At 55.6% G+C, this 19,392-nt stretch carries 18 protein-coding genes and 2 pseudogenes; 13 read left to right on the forward strand and 7 right to left on the reverse strand.

What is annotated here, in order from left to right; genetic code table 11:
• Positions 1-11: 11 nt before the first annotated feature.
• On the forward strand, positions 12-1,109 hold the full coding sequence (gene trm14, locus A3L02_RS07315) for a tRNA (guanine(6)-N2)-methyltransferase (protein ID WP_088863298.1): 1,098 nt from the start codon (positions 12-14) through the stop codon (positions 1,107-1,109).
• A gap of 6 nt (positions 1,110-1,115) precedes the next feature.
• Here the strand turns inward: trm14 and A3L02_RS07320 are convergent, their stop codons facing one another.
• The gene (locus A3L02_RS07320; RefSeq protein ID WP_088863299.1) at positions 1,116-1,793 is read right to left on the reverse strand and encodes a fumarylacetoacetate hydrolase family protein; all 678 of its coding nucleotides are present in this window, start codon (positions 1,791-1,793) and stop codon (positions 1,116-1,118) included.
• 230 nt (positions 1,794-2,023) lie between these two features.
• On the opposite strand from A3L02_RS07320, the gene A3L02_RS07325 reads away from it, so the two are divergent.
• The 6 genes from A3L02_RS07325 (at position 2,024) to A3L02_RS07350 (ending at position 9,705) form a co-directional block, all read left to right on the forward strand.
• Positions 2,024-3,355, forward strand: coding sequence for a type 1 glutamine amidotransferase family protein (locus A3L02_RS07325; protein WP_088863300.1), 1,332 nt, complete (start codon positions 2,024-2,026; stop codon positions 3,353-3,355).
• Positions 3,352-4,704 (forward strand): glycosyltransferase, encoded by a 1,353-nt coding sequence (locus tag A3L02_RS07330; protein ID WP_088863301.1) that lies wholly within the window; start codon positions 3,352-3,354, stop codon positions 4,702-4,704. The genes A3L02_RS07325 and A3L02_RS07330 overlap by 4 nt, the downstream gene beginning before the upstream one ends.
• 50 nt (positions 4,705-4,754) lie before the next feature.
• Positions 4,755-5,867, forward strand: coding sequence for a helix-turn-helix domain-containing protein (locus A3L02_RS07335; protein WP_157895768.1), 1,113 nt, complete (start codon positions 4,755-4,757; stop codon positions 5,865-5,867).
• Complete coding sequence (gene artF / locus A3L02_RS07340) at positions 5,854-6,351, forward strand: archaeosortase family protein ArtF (RefSeq protein WP_088863303.1); 498 nt, start codon at positions 5,854-5,856, stop codon at positions 6,349-6,351. The genes A3L02_RS07335 and artF overlap by 14 nt, the downstream gene beginning before the upstream one ends.
• 216 nt (positions 6,352-6,567) lie before the next feature.
• Positions 6,568-7,272: a LamG domain-containing protein gene (locus A3L02_RS07345; protein ID WP_088863304.1), complete on the forward strand. Its 705-nt coding sequence runs from the start codon at positions 6,568-6,570 to the stop codon at positions 7,270-7,272.
• Positions 7,273-7,335: 63 nt separating this feature from the next.
• Positions 7,336-9,705 carry a 6-pyruvoyl-tetrahydropterin synthase-related protein gene (locus tag A3L02_RS07350; RefSeq protein WP_237268591.1) on the forward strand — a complete coding sequence of 790 codons (2,370 nt, stop codon included), beginning with the start codon at positions 7,336-7,338 and terminating at the stop codon, positions 9,703-9,705.
• Positions 9,706-9,711: 6 nt separating this feature from the next.
• On the opposite strand, the gene A3L02_RS07355 is transcribed toward A3L02_RS07350, so the two are convergent.
• A complete protein-coding gene (locus tag A3L02_RS07355) occupies positions 9,712-10,869 on the reverse strand; it encodes a tryptophan--tRNA ligase (protein ID WP_088863306.1) in 1,158 nt (385 codons plus the stop codon).
• 119 nt (positions 10,870-10,988) lie between these two features.
• Positions 10,989-12,398, reverse strand: a complete 1,410-nt coding sequence (locus A3L02_RS07360; protein WP_088863307.1) for an acetate--CoA ligase family protein — start codon at positions 12,396-12,398, stop codon at positions 10,989-10,991.
• Positions 12,399-12,578: 180 nt separating this feature from the next.
• Here A3L02_RS07360 and A3L02_RS07365 point away from each other — a divergent pair, with 180 nt between their 5' ends.
• The 5 genes and pseudogenes from A3L02_RS07365 to A3L02_RS07385 all read left to right on the forward strand — a co-directional run.
• Positions 12,579-13,154, forward strand: a complete 576-nt coding sequence (locus A3L02_RS07365) for a winged helix-turn-helix domain-containing protein (RefSeq protein ID WP_088863308.1) — start codon at positions 12,579-12,581, stop codon at positions 13,152-13,154.
• A gap of 24 nt (positions 13,155-13,178) precedes the next feature.
• A complete protein-coding gene (locus tag A3L02_RS07370) occupies positions 13,179-13,484 on the forward strand; it encodes a DUF211 domain-containing protein (protein WP_054834067.1) in 306 nt (101 codons plus the stop codon).
• Positions 13,485-14,042, forward strand: a complete 558-nt coding sequence (locus tag A3L02_RS07375; protein ID WP_054834066.1) for an ArsR/SmtB family transcription factor — start codon at positions 13,485-13,487, stop codon at positions 14,040-14,042.
• Positions 14,043-14,191: 149 nt separating this feature from the next.
• Positions 14,192-15,271 (forward strand): annotated as a pseudogene (locus tag A3L02_RS07380) (alpha-amylase); the annotation flags it as partial.
• A gap of 248 nt (positions 15,272-15,519) precedes the next feature.
• A pseudogene (locus A3L02_RS07385) lies at positions 15,520-15,813 on the forward strand (alpha-amylase domain-containing protein); the annotation flags it as partial.
• A gap of 56 nt (positions 15,814-15,869) precedes the next feature.
• Here the strand turns inward: A3L02_RS07385 and A3L02_RS07390 are convergent.
• The 4 genes from A3L02_RS07390 to A3L02_RS07405 all read right to left on the reverse strand — a co-directional run bounded on the left by A3L02_RS07390 (position 15,870) and on the right by A3L02_RS07405 (position 19,004).
• Positions 15,870-17,312 (reverse strand): NAD(P)H-hydrate dehydratase, encoded by a 1,443-nt coding sequence (locus A3L02_RS07390; protein ID WP_088863309.1) that lies wholly within the window; start codon positions 17,310-17,312, stop codon positions 15,870-15,872.
• A gap of 211 nt (positions 17,313-17,523) precedes the next feature.
• Positions 17,524-17,790 (reverse strand): hypothetical protein, encoded by a 267-nt coding sequence (locus A3L02_RS07395; protein ID WP_054834065.1) that lies wholly within the window; start codon positions 17,788-17,790, stop codon positions 17,524-17,526.
• Positions 17,791-17,899: 109 nt separating this feature from the next.
• Positions 17,900-18,451: a [protein ADP-ribosylglutamate] hydrolase gene (locus tag A3L02_RS07400; RefSeq protein WP_088863310.1), complete on the reverse strand. Its 552-nt coding sequence runs from the start codon at positions 18,449-18,451 to the stop codon at positions 17,900-17,902.
• A 10-nt stretch (positions 18,452-18,461) separates the two neighbouring features.
• A complete protein-coding gene (locus A3L02_RS07405; protein WP_088863311.1) occupies positions 18,462-19,004 on the reverse strand; it encodes a DUF835 domain-containing protein in 543 nt (180 codons plus the stop codon).
• A 115-nt stretch (positions 19,005-19,119) separates the two neighbouring features.
• On the opposite strand from A3L02_RS07405, the gene A3L02_RS07410 reads away from it, so the two are divergent.
• Positions 19,120-19,377 carry a hypothetical protein gene (locus tag A3L02_RS07410; protein WP_088863312.1) on the forward strand — a complete coding sequence of 86 codons (258 nt, stop codon included), beginning with the start codon at positions 19,120-19,122 and terminating at the stop codon, positions 19,375-19,377.
• The last annotated feature ends 15 nt before the right edge of the window (positions 19,378-19,392 follow it).

Genomic DNA, 19,392 nt, shown 5'->3' on the forward strand with positions numbered 1-19,392 from the left:
GGGGTGAGGTTATGAGGCTCCTACTGACGACTTCAAGGGGGATCGAGGACCTCGCGAGGGCCGAGGTCGAGGGACTGTTCGCCAAACTGGGGGTTCCGTTTCGGGTGGAGGAGAGGCCCCTCGGCGTCGAGGGCCGTGTTTCGGCCGAGGTGGGCGAGGCCCATTACAGGGACGAGAAGGGACGGGAGAGGGAACTGAGCATCCCGACATACCTCAATGAGCGTTCGAGGCTCCTCCACCGCGTAATCGTCGGGATAGCAAGCGAGAGGTTCAAGGGCATCGAAGAGGAGGAACCTGAGGTCGCCCTGAAGAGGATCGAGGACTTCGTGGCCTCTCTGCCGGTGGAAAGGTACGTCAAGGTCAGCGAGAGCTTTGCCGTTAGGGGTTTCAGAAAGGGCGAGCACAGAATCACGAGCGTGGACATCGCCAGAACCGTTGGGACGGCCGTTTTCGAAAGGCTGTCGCGGTTCGGGAGCCCGAGGGTGAACCTTGACCATCCGGCCGTCATCTTCCGGGCCGAGCTGGTGGGCGATGCATTCTTCCTCGGGATAGACACCACGGGCGACAGCTCGCTCCACAAACGGCCCTGGCGCGTCTACGACCACCCGGCCCACCTGAAGGCCAGCATAGCCAACGCGCTGATAGAGCTGGCGAAGCCCGACGGTGGTTCCTTCATAGACCCGTTCTGCGGCTCAGGGACGATTCCCATCGAGCTGGCCCTGAGGGGTTACGGGGGGAGGATAACCTGCCTCGAGAAGTTCAGGAAACACCTGCGCGGGGCGAGGATGAACGCCCTCTCGGCGGGGGTTATCGATAGGATCGAGTTCGTCCAGGGGGACGCGACGAGGCTGAGCGAATACGTTGATAGCGTCGATTTCGCGGTCAGCAACCTTCCCTACGGGCTCAAGATAGGGCGGAAGGGGGATATACCGAAGCTCTACATGGATTTCTTTAGGGAACTCGCGGGGGTTCTCGAAAGGCGCGGCGTCTTCATAACGACGGAGAAGAGGGCGATTGAGAGGGCCATTGAGGAGAACGGCTTCAAGATAACGCACCACCGCCTCATCGGTCACGGCGGCCTCACGGTGCACGCCTACGTGGTGGAATAAAAAAACTCAGCAGAGGATCGAGCCCTCGCTCAGGACGTCGAACTCCACGGTTCCGATGCCCTGGATCCACGCCTCTACGTGATCGCCGTGCCTTAGCGGGCCGACCCCGGCGGGGGTTCCGGTCGCTATTATATCACCGGGCTCCAGGGTCATTACGCCCGAGACGTACTCGATTATCTTCGGGACTTTGAATATCATCTCGCTCGTTCTTCCCAGCTGTCTTACCTCTCCGTTGACCCTAAGGCCGATTTCAAGGTTCCCTATCTCCAGCTCCCTCCTATCAACGACCCGCGGACCAACCGGTGCGAAGGTGTCAAAGCCCTTCGCCACCGTCCAGGGGAGACCTTTCCGCCTCGCCTCCCACTGGAGATCCCTGGCGGTTACGTCGAGGAGTATCGTGTACCCGAGGACGTAATCCATGGCCTTTTCCTCCGGAACCCGCCTGGCCCTCTTACCCATTATCACCGCCAGCTCGACCTCATGGTCGACCCTTTTGCTCATCCTCGGCAGGATTATCGGCTCACCGGGGCCTATGAGTGAGCTCGGCGGCTTGAGGAAGAAAACGGGCTCATCCGGGACGTCGCTCTCCATCTCCCTTGCGTGCTCCGCGTAGTTCTTGGCAAGCGCCACTATCTTGCTCGGTCTCAACTCGTAGAAGGTGTCCCTAAACGGAAGGCGAACCATCTTGCCACACCTAAAGACTCTTGGTGGCAGGAATTATAAACCATCCGCTTTCACCGGGATGCCACCGCGGGTAAATCCAACCCGTTAAATGCGCCCACATGAGAGACCGATAAAACACGGCGACGGGAACGACGGAACATGTCCTTATACTCCCGTTCGAGGAGCTTGCTATAAATATAAAAAGAAACGTACCTAAATCCAGAGATAGTGGAAAATAGGTGGGAGGATAGATGAAAATAAAAGCTTCGTTGATCCTGATACTAATCATCCTGTCCACACTCGTCTCATCATCCACGGTGAGCGCATCCTCGCCGGCGAAAGCCCCCAGGTTACTAATCGTATGTAGCGATGCCGAGGACGTGATGTTCGCAAACTCTCTATCAACGAGAGGTTTTGATGTTGATATCCTTTACCTCGGGAAGGATCTGCCCGGAGATCGCTCCAAACTCTCCGACCTCACCTACCTCGTGAAGTACGATGAGGTATGGATACCTGATCTGAACTTCAGATGGACCGAGGGTGGAAGGCTTACCGCGGAGGAAACGGAAGTTCTATCCGAGTACGTTAGGAGGGGAGGGGCTTTAATAGTTGGCCTGAACACGTACACCCAGAGCTGGAGCAGGTCACTCGAAGAGATCACCGGAACGAGGTTGCTCCGCATAGAGGCACCAAAAACCGACTCTGCGGACTGGGACATCGTTTATGAAGGCAGCGAGTACGCTTACAACGACACCTATCAGGCAGTGGTGGTGAACGTTTACAGAGGAGAGGTCATAGCCCGATACAAAAACGGCCTCCCCGCGGTGACGATTTCCAGATTTGGGGATGGGGTTGGGGTTCTAATGACCTTCAATCCCGTTAACGCCCTCATGGACCGTCCAAACTTCGTAGGATTGTACTCTGAAATCGGCCTGAAAGCCATTGAGGAGCGTTCTACCCCCCCTCGGCCCCTGTCTAACGGCGAACTCCTCAAACTACAACTTAAAAACCTCCTCATGAATCCTCTCGTTATGCCCCTTCTCCTCCTTGTGGTTCTGGAGGTTCTGGGTTACGTTGGGTTGATGCCCCAGGGAATCACGGTTCTTCTGGCGGTTCCCCTCCTGCCGTTCTCAAAATTTCTCCTAAAAAGACCCCTATACGAGAGGATCATGGAAACAGTTGTGACTCTCAAAGGAGTGACTCTATCCGAGCTCTCAGAGGAGACGGAGGTAACGAGGAGACGGCTGAAGTTTCCCCTGGCGTTTTTAATTCTCAATCACAGGATAAACCTCGTTGACCTGAGGCATCTTGGAGAAAACGAGACCCTGATAGTTTTGAGGGGCTTTGAGGGAGAGGGGGTAGCTTCGTGGGCCGTGAGGAGGTATCCCCGTCTCATGGAGATAATCGCAAACACCCCTGGGGTGGCCATAATCGACCTCGCCCACAGGGTCAACATGCCCCCCTACGATGTCCTGAGGTTAATGCGCGAGCTCTCGAAGTACGGGGTGGTCGAGGTCAGAAAGATGGTGGTCGATTACGAGGTATACCCCATGAAGCCCCTCCTGAGGTGGTTTGAGTTATGAGAAAGGCCCTTGCCATTGTATCGGCATTCATAGTGGCCGGCTACGTTGTATACCTTGATTACCTTTTCGTTCAGTGGACGGCGTGGAAAATGGTTAGAATTACGTTCCCCGACCTTCCACGGTATCCGGTTTATACGTTTGTTCGGTATCTATTCTACCTAACGGGGGCATTGATCATCCTGGTTTACTTCGCCTACTTCATCTTCTACCTCTACTTCAAGAGCGGAGAAAGGAGGAGACTCACCCCGAGGTTCTTCCCGAAGGTCTCAATAGTGGTTCCAGCGTACAATGAGGCCATGAACATCGAGAGGTTGATAGAGAGCATACAGTACCAGGACTACCCCTTCGAGAACTGCGAGGTAATAATCGTCGACGACGGCAGTCAGGACGGAACCGCGGAAATAGCGAAGAGACTGGGGGCAAAGGTGATAAGACACGAAAGGAACACGGGGAAGGCAAAGGCGCTCGAGGACGGCATAAAAGCCGCAAAAGGGGAGGTCATACTCACGATGGACGCGGATTCGTACTTTGCGGACGGCTCATCTTTAAAAAACGTTGTCGAAAATCTCTTCAGCAGAAGGTTCATCGGAATCTCCACGGGGGTTGTGAGAATCGAAGAAAGGACGGGTGGCCTCATAGAAAAACTGCAGGCCATAGAGTTCATTCATAGTTTTGAGATGGGCCGAAGGGTTCAGGGTTACCTGGACTGGTTGCTCGTGGTTCCCGGGGCTTTCTCGGCCTTTAAAGGATACTTCCTGAAATCCCTTCCATCGATCCCCAGGGACACGCTGGCCGAGGATTTTGAGCTCGCCATGATAGCCTATCGTGCGGGCCTGACCTCAAGCTTCGAGCCGGGGGCTGCGGTCTACACGGAGCCAAAGCTGAGCTGGAAAGACCTTTATAAGCAGAGGGTCAGATGGTACTACGGGGGACTTCAGGTCATGGCCAAATATCATGACATGATAATGAACCCAAAGTACGGGGAGAGGGGGCTCTTTCTGTTCGTCCACATGATCCTTCTTGAGTACATCACCCCGGTGCTCTTCGTGTTCGGGATAATCGTGCTCCCGCTGATTCTGATCCTCCAGTACGCCTTTGGATTCCAAATTCTTGACATAATCCTCCCCATCAAGCCCATGGTGCTAATATTCCTTACTGTCTATCTGCTCCAATACCTCGCAGGGGTTCTTATAAGCGCCCTCGCCATAGCGATGGAAAGGGGCTCCCCAACCGCGGTCAGGTACCTCCCGGCGATCTTCATCTATTATGCAATCTACAACCCCCTCCTGTCCCTGGCAAAGGTTGACGCCATGATGAGGTTCTTCCGGGGGGTAATTCAGTCATGGTAGGGAACAGAAGCTTTTTTATCTCCCTGGGGACGGTGTTGCTTGTGCTCCTCATGGCGTCCCCGATAATCGCAGGGACGGTCACCTACCTCTACTCCGACTCCGGGGACATTCCACTGTACAGGGCAATTTCCAATAAAACCACCGTTGCTCTCTCCGAAAATCCAGAGGGAGGGGTGATCCTCGCCATCGACCTCAACTACGGGTTTATGAACGAGAGTAGCAGAGAAACCCTTCCAGCCCTGCTGAAAGAAGCCCAGAAGGGCAAGACGGTTATAGTCGGACTCAACACCCTGAGGAGCCTCACGGTGGAGGCACCCACGACCCTGAGGTTACTTGGGATATCCGTTAACTTCACGACGGCAGGGATCGTAGAAGTCAAACCCAAAAACGGCTTCAAATTCAAGGCCTTTGGATACGACTCGGACGTTTACGGGGTAGCAATGATAAAAGCTCCTCACGAGAAGGTCATTATTAACTCCTCGGGGATTCCGGTACTCGTTGAGATACCCGTGGGGAAGGGAAAGCTCGTAGTCCTCACCATAAACCCCTCGGCCTATTACCTTGATACAAAGAATCCCGCAGTTGTAGACTTCATAGTCGCGGTGATAGAATACTACTCCAAGGAAGGCCTTCCGTTGACGGCCGTTGCCGCGGCCGTTATTCTGAGCGCTGGTGCCGCTTACGCCACGTTTTCGAACAATCCCCACGCGGAGAAGTTCAGGAGATGGATAAAGTGGATTCCCCTCGCCATAGGGAGGTTCATGATACCCCCCGAGAAGGTGCTGAAGAACAAAACGAGGGAGTCCATCTACAGGTACATAGAGGCAAAGGGGTATTCCACCGTCGTAGACGTGGCCTCAACGTTTTCCATCTCAAGGACAAACGCCAGATGGCACCTTAACGTTCTCAAGAGGGCCGGGCTTTTGGACGAAACCACGATCCAGAACACCACCATATACCACCCCCCGGGTAGAGAAAACAGGCAAAAAGCCGTAAGGGCATTTCTGCTTGAAAACAAGATTCGGAGGGAGATATACAATCTGTTAATCCGGGGAAAGAGCATAAGCGATATAGCGAGAACCCTCGGGCTGAGCAAGTCCACGGTTCACCACCACGTAAGCGTTCTCAGGGAGTACGGGGTCGTGGGCAATGAAGAGGGATAGCGTAATCTTTAACCTCCTGCTCCTGCTCGGATACCTCATCGGATTTTCGATAGTCGTGCTGGTGATAGGGGCGAAATTCGGGAAGCCTCTGGTTTTAATCGAGGCAAAAAACGTCCATGCCCTCCTTAGTTTCCTCGGCGTATCAAACACCCTCCTCGGCAACATGATCTATCTCCCGGGTGAAAGGCTGGCATTCGAGATAACCTGGCAGTGCAGCGGAACGTTTACTTTAAGCCTTTACACCGCTGTGTATTTAGCTTTCCCAAGGATAAGGAGAAACGTACGGGAATGGATCATCGGCGCCTCAGTGATATACCTCCTGAACCTCCTTCGGGTGGCAATTGCCATCTATCTCTACCACCGCTCAGGGGAGGGGGTCTTCAACCTCTTCCACTACACGATAGGACCCGCCATCCTCTTCGGGGCCGTTGTCATCCTCCTCGGCCGTCTCCTCGTGAAGAGCCTGAGGGCCCAACAGGATTGAGCACGATTTCGGCAATTTTGATGAGAAATCTTTTTTAAGCATTGACGATCGACATTAAATTGAGGACCAAAGGCGATGTTCCCTGGTTTGAAAGTTTAACCAAAAATGTTATTAAACAAAAACTGAACCGATTGTTCCAGGCTTACCGTATCGTTCGAGAGTCCGTCTAAAGATATTATAAGTTTCCATGGGGAGACTAAAAAGGGGGTGAGAGAGATGGGAACCCTTAGACTGGTGAGAGATGCGGTGGTGGTAGTCACTTTACTCCTAATCCTCACGGGGTTATCCAACGCCGCCGGAGGGACGCTCAGCGGGAACGTCCTCCACGTCTGGAGCCACGATATGGGCAGTTCGTATACGGAAATTCACAACGTCAACAGGGGCATCAAAAAAGATACCTACGCTATCGAGCAGACGGTTCTGGCGAAAAACTACAGTGGGAGTGCCGGCGTTACGTTGCTTGAGGTCCAGGTAACCGATGGTGGCAGAACCAGGTGGTACAGCGTGTACTGGTATGGCGGAAACAGCGTGGACGTGTTCGGCAAAACCGTGAACCTCGACATGAGCGTCCCCCACACTTACAGGATAGAGGTTACACGAAACAACGTCAAGTTTTACATCGATGGGGGTCTTGTTAAAACCATTAAAAAGAGGCACATAACCAAAATCCAGCAGGTCAATGCCGGAAGGTGGGACGAGGGGAGCACCTACGACCTCTACATAGACGACGTCAGGGAGTACTGGAACGGGGATGTAATCGCTCAGGAAAACTTCGACGACGGGAGCGACGACTTCTATACCTCCGATGTGTCAAGGGGCAGTGGAAACAGCGATGAGGAGATAATACAGAGCGAGGGCGTTCCGGAGTTCCCGTTCCTCGAGCCGGTGATAGATGAAGTCATGAAAGCCCTGAACCTCTGAGGGTCTAATATGAGGCTCGAATCAGCCCGTAAAGAGGCTTTGTTTTTTCTTATAGCTATTTTTATGGCCTTCCTAACCCTGAAGGGCTTTCTTGGAAGCGGTTATCCCCCGAGCTGGGGCGGGGACGCCTACGGCCACCTCTTCAAAATCTGGAAGCTGATGGGGGGTTACCACCCATGGATCGAGGACTGGTACGGTGGCTATCCATTCCTCCGCTTTTATCCACCGCTTGCCTATTACCTCGGGGCACTTCTCGGCGTTTTGACCCATTCTGCGACCTGGGGCTACAAGCTCTCGGCCCTCCTATCCCTGATAATAGGGGCTCTTTCGATGAGGTTTCTCCTGAGGGAGCTCGGGTTCTCAGACCTTCCGTCCTACCTCGCCTCCCTTGCATACGCGTTTGCCCCCTACCATCTGCGGATTCTGTCACCTGAGGGGAACTTCCCGAGGTTCGTGGCGATAAACCTCGCCCCTCTCCTCGTCCTTGGGTTCATATACATCTTCCGCGGTGATAGAAGAAAGGCCCTAACGGCCGGGGTTCTCATCTCCCTCGTCCTCTTAACACACCACACCCTCGCGGTCTCCTTCGGCCTCGTTCTCCTTTTCCTGCTCCCCTATCTCCGGGAAACTAAAAGGGAATGGAGAACTCCTATTCAGAACCTGTTTATCGCCGGGATCGTCGCGTTCCTGATATCGGCCTTCTGGGTTCTGCCGTTCATCCTGGAAAAGGGCAACGCCCATTTCCTAAAGGAGAATGCCATAGACTACCTTTTCAAGTTCCAGAGCGCCAGGCTGGGGGAGATACTCCTTCCCACAGGCCCCTGGTCGTTCTACCAGGGGGCCCTGATGTACCTCGGGATTTTCGGGGCATTGATGACAATTAAGAGAAAGAAAACGCTCTCCATAGCTGTTTTGGCGGGCGTGTTCACCTCGCTCCTGCTCTCGCTCGGGTACTACGGGCCCACACCATGGTTAAACAGACTTCCCATACTCGATTTAATTCCCCCCTACCGGTGGCTCGGCACCGTGGAATTTCTGGCGGCCATCGGGTTCGCCATGCTTCTGGAGTTCGTTCTTAACTATGCCCCGAAAATCCATCCAGATAAGTTCAGGAAAGTGGCTCTGATAATATCCCTCGTTCTCCTGTTGCTTTCGCTCTCGGACCTCAGGTTCCGGGTTGATAGCCTGAATCCGGAGGAATTCCCCGGGAATTACATGGGGGTTCTCAACTACATCGGAAACGACAACGGAACCGGCTGGAGGTACTACCAGTGGGGGCTGGGGATAACGCAGGGCTCAAGGGTCGCCTTCACCCCCGCCCTCACCAAAAAGCCCGCTCTCGACGGCTGGTATCGTCAGGGCGATCCAGCCTATCCCGGGCATAGCTATCTCAACTACGCCGTTCTCAACGACCTCAATTTTGCCAGAAAGGCCCTCAGGGCTTATTCCGTGAAGTACATCCTCCTCGACTCCAGCTTTAAGGATACGCCAAGGGTCGAGGAAAACCTGAAGTCGATTGGCTTCAGGGAGATTTATTCGGTCGGAAACTTCAAGCTCTACTCCTGGGACAACCACAGCCTTTTGACGCCGGAGGCGGGCGTCCTCGTCGTCGGGAACTGGCCCCTTGACACCGGCGTGGAATACGAGAGGGGGAAATTCGTAGATGACCACGCGGACTCACTTGGGAGGTACTCCCTCGTCATCCTGAACAATTACGTGTACAGGGACCCGCTTGTATGGAGGAAGCTCGAGGACTACGTCAGGGACGGGGGAATTCTCGTGGTAAACACCTTCGGAAGTCCCGACGCCGAGGCTACAAGGTTCGGCGTGAGATCAACCATAGTAAAGGTTTTTGGAAAGGCCAACCTCAGCTCCGGGGTTTACAACGTCTCCCGCTTCTCAAACTTCACGTACGAGGGAAAGCCATGGACGGCAACCGCCTACACCGGGAATCTGACTCCCCTGATAAGGATGGGGAACCTCACGGTGCTCGGGGTTAAGGAGTATGGCAAAGGCAGGATATACTTCGTGGGTCTCAACCTGCCCTACCACGCTGTTTACAGCAGAAACGATTACGAGGCCAGGCTCTTAAATGAGATTCTCTCAAGGTACATCGCCCCGCCAAAGATTGAATACAGGATAGTCGAGGTTTCGGATGGAGAAATCGTCATGAAGTACACCGCCGACAGGAGCACGGCGGTCATCCTGAGCGAGAACTACTACCCCCACTGGAGGGCTTACGTTGATGGAAAAGGCATCAAAATTTCAAGGAATGAACAGTTCGGCCTCATCGAGCTCCAGCTCCCGGCGGGAGAGCACGAAGTAGAGCTGAAGTTCGAGGACCCCTATTCACCCCTGGGATATCTGAGCCTCATATCACTCGTGGCCGTGTTGGGGTTTTTGGCGTGGGACAGGGTAAGGAGAAAAGGATAAAGCAGCTCAGCCCTTCAGCGCCTCCGGAATCGCCCTATCCCACTGCTCCCTCGCGAGCTCGCCCGTGTACTTGAACTTCTCGACCTTCTTCTCCGCTTCCTTCCTCCTCCGCTGATGCTCCCTCAGGAAATCCTGGACGCGCTTTATGAGGTCGCGCTTGCACTGGCCGCAGAGGAGCTCGCCGTTTTTGCAGGCGTGGTAGCGCTCCATGAGCTTTTTGTCGTCCGGCTCGAAGAATATCTCGAACCACTTGAAGACGACGCACTTCTCAGGGTTTCCACCCTTCTCGCGCTGTTCCTTCGCCGTAGCCCTTCCTCCCGTCAACGCGTACTTCCAGAGCTTTTTACCGGCTTCCTCGGGGTCGTCCGTGAGGTAGATGGCGGTCTCAGGCTTCGACGCGCTCATCTTGCCTTCGAGGCCCATCAGGCCCGGAACGAACTTGGAGTGGAGGGCGGCGGTCTTGTAGTAACCGAGGCTCTCGGCGAAGTCCCTCTGGAGGCGCCAGTAGGGGTCCTGGTCTATCGCCGATGGAATCAGGCACCGCTTCCTCTCGAAGAAGGTCGGGGCGGCCTGTATCGCAGGATAGAATATCATCCCTATCTTGCTCTGGTCGGTGAACCCGAAGACGGCCTTCGCCATCGAGTAGTTTATCTTCTTGGCTATCGGGATGGCCATCTCGTAGATCTTGGTGAACTCGCTGTCCTGGAAGATGAAGGTTCTGTCGGGATCGAAGCCCACCGCGATTATGTCGAGGATGTTGTCGTAGGCCCATCTCTTCGTATCCTCGAAGGTGAGCCTCTCCTTGAAGAGGAACTTCTCGTCGTCGGTTATCTGGATGTAGAGGTTGACGCCGAACCTCTCCTGGAGCCACTTCGTGGCGAAGAAGGGGATTATGTGGCCTATGTGCATCGGCCCGCTCGGGCCCCTCCCCGTGTAGAGGAAGAAACCCTTTCCGTTCTCGTAATCGGCAAGAACCTTGTCGTAGTCCCTGTGGGAGAAGAAGAACCTCCTCCTGAAGTATAGCGGCAGTTCGCTCTTCGTGAGCTGGGCGGTCTTCTCGAGCAGCTCGTCCGTCAGCGGGCTCGTTCCGAACTCCTCTATGAGCCTATTGTAGTCCACCAGACCCTCAACGTCCCATGGGGTGACCTTAAATCCGTCGTCCATTCAAACACCTCCATTTCCAGTGGAAACGAAACTCCGGCCTAAGCCCGAACAGAAGAGCGGGGCATCATCAGGGCCAAAAGCAATCACCGGGCATGGAAGTGGAAAGGAAAGGAGAGGATTTAAAGTTTTCCGTTCTCCCTCAACCACTCGCCGTACTTGACGAGGGCGTAGACCGCATCGACGCCGTCCTCGACGGTCTCGTAAACCGGGACGCCCCTGAGCTCGATGTTCCTTGCCATCTTGTGCGGGTAGTCCCCACCGGGGGCGACGAAGACGATGGACTTGCCGTACTCCCCCATCTTTGCAACGGCCTCAACGATTCCCTCGTCGAGGGCGGGGCTCTGGAAGAGCGCTATAACGACGAGGAGATCGACGTTCTCGTCCTCCAGCGCGTAGCGCATGGCCCTCTCGTACCTGCTCGACGGGGCGTCGCCGATGACGTCGATGGGGTTTCTGTAGCTCATGTGCTCCGGGAGCCTTCCCTCCTCGATGTCCCTCCTGAAGCGCTCCCTGGTTTCCTCGCTCAGCTCGGCGAGCTTCATGCCGCGCTCGAGCAGGCCGTCGCTCATCATGACCCCCGCTCCACCGCCGTTGGTTACGATAGCAACGCGGTTGCCCTTCGCGGGCTTCTGCATGGCCAATGCCTTGGCGTAGTTGAAGAGCTGGCGCATGCTCTTTGCCTCGAGGACGCCGGCCTGAGTGAAGGCCGCCCGGTAGATGGCGTAGGAACCGGCCAGTGAGCCCGTGTGGGATGCGGCGGCCTTGGCTCCCGCTTCCGTTCTCCCGCTCTTTAGGACGATAACGGGCTTCCTTAGGGTGACCTCCCTGGCGGTGTTGAAGAACTTTCTACCGTCCTTAACGCCCTCGATGTAACCGGTTATGACGCCCGTTTTTGGATCCTCCCCGAGGTAAGCCATGAAGTCGCTCTCGTCGAGGTCGGCCATGTTACCGAGGCTGATGAACTTGCTCATACCTATCTTGTGGTTGGCGGCCCAGTCGAGGATGGCCGCCCCGAAGGCGCCGCTCTGGCTCATGAAGGCTATCTTCCCGGTTGGCGGCCTCGCCTGTCTCTCCGGCGGGTTGAAGTTGCAGTCGAAACCGTTCTCGAGGTTCGTGACGCCGAGGCAGTTGGGGCCGACGACCCTGATGCCCCACTTCCTGGCCCTCCTCACGAGTTCCTCCTCGAGTTCAGCCCTCCCGGCCTCCTTGAAGCCGGCCGAGATGACAACGGCCCCCTTAACGCCCTTCTCGCCGCACTCGTCGATCACATCCGGAACGAACTTAGCAGGAACCGCTATGACCGCAACGTCGATCTCGTCGGGGATCTCCTTAACGCTCCTGTAAACCTGGAACTTCCTCCCGTTGACCTCTATCTCGCCTCCCCTGACGTTGACGGCGTAGACCCTGCCCTCGTACTTGAGAGTTATCGAGCGCATTATGGCGTTTCCAACCTTTCCAGGAACGTTCGAGGCACCTATAACAGCGACGCTCCTCGGGTAGAACAGGAAATCGAGCTCTGGAGCCTCCATATTGCCACCTCCGAAGGTTTTTCGGGAGGGCCTATTTAAGCCTTCCCGTAATGGATATTTTGTCCAGTGTGGTCCCAAAAACGCCATCGAGTTTACATATATAAAGCTACCGGGAGGGCAAAAGGGTTATATGCCATAACGTTAAAAGAAACGTTGGAACGTTTAAATTGGGTGGTTGAGATGGCTAAGGTCAAGGTGATAACCGACCCGGAAGTCATAAAACTGATGCTGGAGGACACGAGGAGGAAGATACTGGGCCTTCTACGCAACAGGGAGATGACCATCTCCCAGCTCAGCGAGATTCTCGGAAAGACGCCCCAGACGATATACCACCACATCGAGAAGCTGAAGGACGCGGGACTGGTCGAGGTAAAGAGGACGGAGATGAAGGGCAACCTCGTGGAGAAGTACTACGGGAGAACCGCCGATGCGTTCTACATCAACCTCTACCTCGGCGACGAGGAGCTCCGCTACTTCGCCCGCTCCCGCCTGAAGACAAAGCTCGAGATCTTCAAGGCCCTGGGGTACAAATTCAACGACGAGGAGCTCCTCGACGTGATGGACCGCCTACTCGAGAAGGAGCACGAGTTCAAAACGGCGATATCGCGGGAGATAGAGGCCAGTGAGGAGGCCCTAAAGGACTTCTCCAACGAGGACATAATCCACGCCATCGAATGGCTCTCAATGGCGAAGATGGGACGCGATGAGGAGTCGCTCGAGCTGATCCAGAGGCTCGGTAAAATACTTAAGAAATGACCCCCAAAGGGGATGCGATGGAAAATGGCGAAGGGGATACGACTCCTGGTGCTGGACGTTCTAAAGCCGCACCAGCCGATGGTCACGGAACTGGCGCTGGGACTTAGCGAGCTCAAGGGCGTCGACGGCGTCAACATAACCCTCGTGGAGATAGACAAGGAAACGGAGAACGTCAAGATAACAATGGTGGGCGACGACCTCGACTACGACGAAATTGCGAGGACGATAGAGGAGTTCGGGGGCGTCGTTCACAGCATCGATATGGTAGCGGCCGGGAGGAGGATAGTCGAAGAGGGCGAGACGCCGCAGGACAAACTGGAGGAGTACTGAGTGAGGGAAGTTCTAATCATCACCGAGCCCGAGAGGGTTAAGGTTCTCTCGGAGGAGACCCGCTTTAGGATCCTCCAGCTGCTCAGGAACCGTCCCATGACCATCAACGAGCTCAGCAACTCCCTGGGAAGGGACAGAACAACGGTGTACCGACACGTGAAGATACTCGAGGAAGCCGGTCTCGTGGAAGAGCTCGAGGTTCAAGGAAACGAAAGGGTCTACACCAGAAGCGCGAGGCTCTTCCTCATAAAGGCCGACCCGGACGAGAGCATCGAGGAGTTCAGACAGGCCTACCTGCAGGTGGAGGCGGAGAAGCTGGTTGGGATCCTGGAAAAGGCCGGATTCAAGGTAAGAGACCGGGAGGCCCTCAGGAGGCTCGCGAAGGAAGTGCTGAACGATATAGAGGTCGGATCCCAGCCGGTAATCAAGAGGATCTCGCAGGCGGGCGTTGAGCTCACTGAGATAGAGCTCTTCCACCTCCTCAACATGCTCGTCTTCCTCCAGAGTTGCGAGCTCTGTGAAAAGGCCCGAAAGGTAAGGGAACTGATAAGGTTCTGACCTCCTTTTTATATTCCCCAAATGAAACACGATGTTTCGTTTCTCCCCCAGGGCATAATGAACAATTACGCTCTATGATGAACATTGATGGCAAAGCTCAAATATTTCACCATCGGTGATACATTATAATTGGATGGCGGGTGTTGACCATGGCCAAGAAAATGGTGGTTGCACTGCTGGTAGTTCTGGTAGTCCTCAGCGTATTCGCGGTTCCAGCGAAGGCGGAGACCCTCGAGAACGGCGGTGTCATAATGCAGGCCTTCTACTGGGACGTTCCGAGCGGGGGAATCTGGTGGGACACGATAGCCCAGAAGATACCTGACTGGGCCAGCGCCGGTATCTCAGCCATATGGATTCCACCGGCGAGCAAGGGCATGAGTGGTGGTTACTCCATGGGCTACGACCCCTACGACTACTTTGACCTCGGCGAGTACTACCAGAAGGGAACCGTGGAAACGCGCTTCGGCTCCAAGGCGGAGCTCGTGAACATGATAAACACCGCCCACGAATACGGGATAAAAGTGATAGCCGATATAGTCATCAACCACCGCGCCGGCGGCGACCTGGAGTGGAACCCCTTCGTGAACGACTACACCTGGACCGACTTCTCAGGAGTTGCCTCCGGAAAGTACACGGCCAACTACCTCGACTTCCATCCGAACGAGGTTGAGGCGAGCGACCCCGGGACGTTTGGAGGCTATCCAGATATATGCCACAAGAAAGAGTGGGACCAGCACTGGGTCTGGGCGAGCGATGAGAGCTACGCGGCATATCTAAGGAGCATCGGCGTCGACGCCTGGCGCTTCGACTACGTCAAGGGCTACTGGCCGTGGGTCGTCAAGGACTGGCTGGACTGGTGGGGCGGCTGGGCCGTCGGCGAGTACTGGGACACCAACGTCGATGCCCTCCTCAACTGGGCCTACTCGAGCGGCGCCAAGGTCTTCGACTTCCCGCTCTACTACAAGATGGACGAGGCCTTCGATAACAAGAACATCCCGGCCCTCGTCGACGCCCTCCAGAACGGCGGAACCGTCGTCTCCCGCGACCCCTTCAAGGCCGTAACCTTCGTGGCGAACCACGACACGGACATCATCTGGAACAAGTACCCCGCTTACGCCTTCATCCTGACCTACGAGGGACAGCCGGTCATATTCTACCGCGACGACGAGGAGTGGCTCAACAAGGACAAGCTCAAGAACCTCATCTGGATACACGACCACCTGGCGGGACTGTTTCATAAATTGGAAAACAAGTGGATCTTTTGATGACTTTTGTTTTCCGAAATTTTTAAATAGTTTTGAGTCATATTTTTTTGATGGTGTGGCAGTCTCCGATATGTGGGGTTTTAAGCCCGAATGGAGGCTGAAAAAACGGAAGATGTGGGGAGTTTCCGTTCCCCCCGAAAGCCACCCGATGAAGCTGGAGGGCGGAAGGTTATCTGTTACGATAGTTTCAAAAGTAGCGGATAACCAGAACGGGAAGCACCAGCATAGTCTACTACGACAGCGACGAGCTCATCTTCGTGAGGAACGGCTACGGGAACAAGCCAGGCCTGATAACCTACATCAACCTCGGCTCGAGCAGGGTTGGAAGGTGGGTCTACGTCCCGAAGTTCGCGGGCTCGTGCATCCACGAGTACACCGGCAACCTCGGAGGCTGGGTCGACAGGTACGTCTCCTCCGGCGGCTGGGTCTACCTTGAGGCTCCCGCCCACGACCCTGCAAACGGGGAGTACGGCTACTCGGTCTGGAGCTACTGCGGCGTTGGGTGAATATTTCCTTTTTCAACGTTTCGTTGATTTTATTTTCTACCAGTTCTGCACGGGATTCAGAACTCCTCAACCCACTTAACGGCCCTTGGAATTCTCCTCGCGACCTCCAGGGCGGTGAAGTTCTCGCCGAGCTCCTCTTTAGCCATATCCCCGGCGAGGCCGTTGAGGAAGGCCCCAACGGAAGCGGCCCTTAGGGGTTCATTGCCAAGCGCAAGCAGGGCCCCAACGATGCCAGCTAAAACGTCCCCGGTTCCTCCCGTTGTCATCCCCCTGTTGCCCGTCTTGTTGTACTTCCATGTTCTTCCGTCGCTCACGATGTCGTAGGGGCCCTTCAGAAGGATCACACCACCCATTTCTTCTGCCTTTTCCCTCACGAGCTCCCCCTTCCCCTCAAGGTCTCCTCCGGGCTTAAACCCGAAGAGGAGTTTGAACTCGCCGGCGTGGGGCGTCAGGACGAAGGTTTTGCCCTCCAGGACGCCCGGGTTCTCGGCGATGGCCTTCAGGCCGTCGGCGTCTATCACGAGGGGCCTTTCACAGCGGCTTACAAACGCCCGCACGAACTCTTTAGTCTCTTCGTTTAATCCAATGCCGGGCCCTATAACTATGGCATCAACCTTTTGGGCGAGTTTTAGCAGAGAATCAACGTGTTCTTTTCTGAAATTTTTCCCTTCGAAGGGCCTCAAAATCAAGTCGGGGTCGCTTATTCTCATAGCTGGATACTCCGGCATCGCGAGGTGGACCAGGTCCACGAGGTACGAGGCCGCCTTCCCCGCCAGGTAGGGCGCCCCGAAGTAGTCCTCGCTCCCCCCGATTATTAAAAGCCTCCCGTTCTGGCCCTTGTGCTCTCCCCCCTTCCGTAAGGCGAACTTGGCATCGCCCGGACCGACGAGGTGGTGGAGCTCCCGCGGGTAGCCTATCTTAACGACCACGCGCTCAAAGTCTTTATACTCCTCCTTGTCCCACTGGAAGGTGACCGCGAAGTCGGCCCTAACGCGAACCTTAGATGGATAGCCGCTCGGCAGGTCAACGCTCACTATCTTCGCCCTTCCCGCGTACTCGTTTATCTTCTCTATCGCGCTCCTTACCGGCTCCCTCGGCTCGCCCCTCGTCCCGGCCCCGAGGAGGGCATCAACTATGACGTCGAAGTTTGAGAGGTCGAGGGCCTTTACGTAAGAGGAGTCCTTGAGAACCTTAACCTTCAGGAGGTCGAGGCCCTTCAATATCTCCCAGTTGTGCCTGGCCTCCTCGCTCCTTATCTTTGCCTCATCGCCAACGAGAAAGACGGTAACGTCGTTGTCGAAGCTGAGGTGCCTCGCCGCCACGAAGCCGTCGCCGCCGTTGTTACCCGTTCCCGAGAAGACCGCGATCCTGAGGTTTCTTCCAAAGCGCTCCTCTATGGTTCTCGCAACTCCCGCCCCGGCGTTCTCCATGAGCTGGAGGGGGGAGATACCGAGCCACCTCGCGTTGATGTCCCAGACGTAAACGTCCTCGATCCGCATGGGAATCACCGTGAGAAACTTGGGCAAGGTGGATATAAGGGCATCGGGGCATCAGGGGGTTACGTAGCCCAATGACTCAGGGGCACAGGGCACAGCCAGCGGTCGATTAACATAACGCCCGGATAAATCCGATATCCACACGCCACGAGCGAAAATGCGAAAAGCGAGCTTCAGAGGGGCATGTTACCCCAGGCTCCCGCTTACTTTGTTCTCACCGCCGGCGATCTTCGGTGTTATTCAGGTTTCCCAACCCCACGAGTAAAACGAAGAGGACGGAGATCACGAAAACCGAGACGAGAACGTCGACGTTATGGATGGTCGTGGGTCCCGGCCCGAGGGACGCCGAAGTGCACAGGTCACTCGTCGCACATGCGAGCTTTCTGATGGCGTAGTACAGTATCAGGAAACCAGACAGGAAGAGCATCGTGAATCCAACGGCAATTCTTCTGATAAGGGCCGCAACCTCCTCACATGACATACTGATCCCCGAGGAGTTTTACCTTCAAGGGTTATATAGTTTTCCATCCAACGGCGGTTTTCTTTTCGAGTCTTCGTTAAGAAACGGGGAAGGGCGTGAGTTGAAGGGGCTAACCTCCACCCAGAACCTCAACGGCCCTCCCGTAGTCCCTCTCGGAGTAGAGAACGAGATAAATCCGCTCCAGGCTCCGCGCTTCCTTTTCGAATTCCCGCACGACCTCCGCGAAAGTCCTCACAACCTCCTCCAGCGGACAGCCGTAGATGCCCGCGCTTATGGCTGGAAAGGCTATCGTCTTAACGCCGAGCTCCTCGGCCTTTTTCAGCGCACCGAGTATGGCCCTTCGGAGCTTCTCCTTCTTGTCTTCATCCCAGCGACCGCCGCAATACGGCCCGACCGTGTGGATAACCCAGCGAATCCCATGTTTTTCGAGTCTCAGGGCGGGGGTAACGACGACCTCGCCGTGATCTATGTAGTCCTTCCCGAGTTGCTCCCTCATGGCCTCCTTGCTTATCCTGATGTACTCGGAAACGTCGCCTGCCGCCGCCCTGGCTATCGCGTAGGCCACACCGCCGCCGTGCTCGAGGTAACGGTTGGCGGCGTTGACTATCGCTTCGGCCGGAAAACGGGTTACGTCCCCGCGGACGATCTCAAAGGAGGGCATGGAAACCACCTCAGTCGAAGAGCCTCCTGAGGATCTTCCTCCCCCTCTCGTCGAGGAAGGAGTCATCACCCGTCACTATCACGGTCGCCCCGTTCAGGAGGGCGTAGTCCCTCAGCGTCGAGAGGAACTTCATGACGGGTGTAAAACCGTTCTCGAGGATCAGGTACTCAAGGCCGTCTATAACTACGACCGCGTTCTTCCCGGCATCGGCCGCGCGCTTCATGAACTTAACGGCGGTATCGAGCATCTTTGCGAGGTTCGTTGGGCTTATCGTGCGCTCCCCGGACAGTTTGGTGATCCAGAACCAGTTGGGTCTTTCCTCGCGTGTTCGGGAGAACACGAGAGCCCCGTCCAGGACATCGTCGGGAACGCTGGGCATCCTCGTGAGGCCGCCATTAAGCTCGAGTTTAACCTCGGAGGGCTCGAATTCACCGATGAAGGAACTGTCAAGAAAGGCCTTTATTGAAACGTAAGCCAGGAAAAGGGCGAATAGCGCGGTGGTCAGTCGTACGTATTCCCGGGCAAAGAAATAGCCCCCAAGGAAAAGGGCCACGGCAAAGACCACCTCCAGAATCGCCAGCAACCGGGAGGGATTCGTTGTTTGCAAAGAGGAGGAACGCACCGGAGAAAGCCACGCACCCTGCCAGAACGATCAGGGAGTACAGCACATGCTCAGGGAAAAGGAACAGAACGGCCGCGAGGGGAACGACCGCGAAATACCTCAGCTCGTGGGCGTAGGGAATGCTCAAGAGGAGTTCATCCGAGGCGCGGATGTTACCGAGCCAGAGGAGGGAAGCGAAGAAGGCGAGGCCCACTATGTAAATGGCTTCTCCCCGGACGAAGAAGGGAACGGAGAGGCTCAACCACGCGAGGGCGTAGTAGATCAGGGCTTTCCTCCCCGTAAGGTAATAGTTGTAGAAAAGTAGGACGTACGAGACCAC

This window comes from Thermococcus celer Vu 13 = JCM 8558 (genome assembly GCF_002214365.1).
Lineage (GTDB): Archaea > Methanobacteriota_B > Thermococci > Thermococcales > Thermococcaceae > Thermococcus > Thermococcus celer.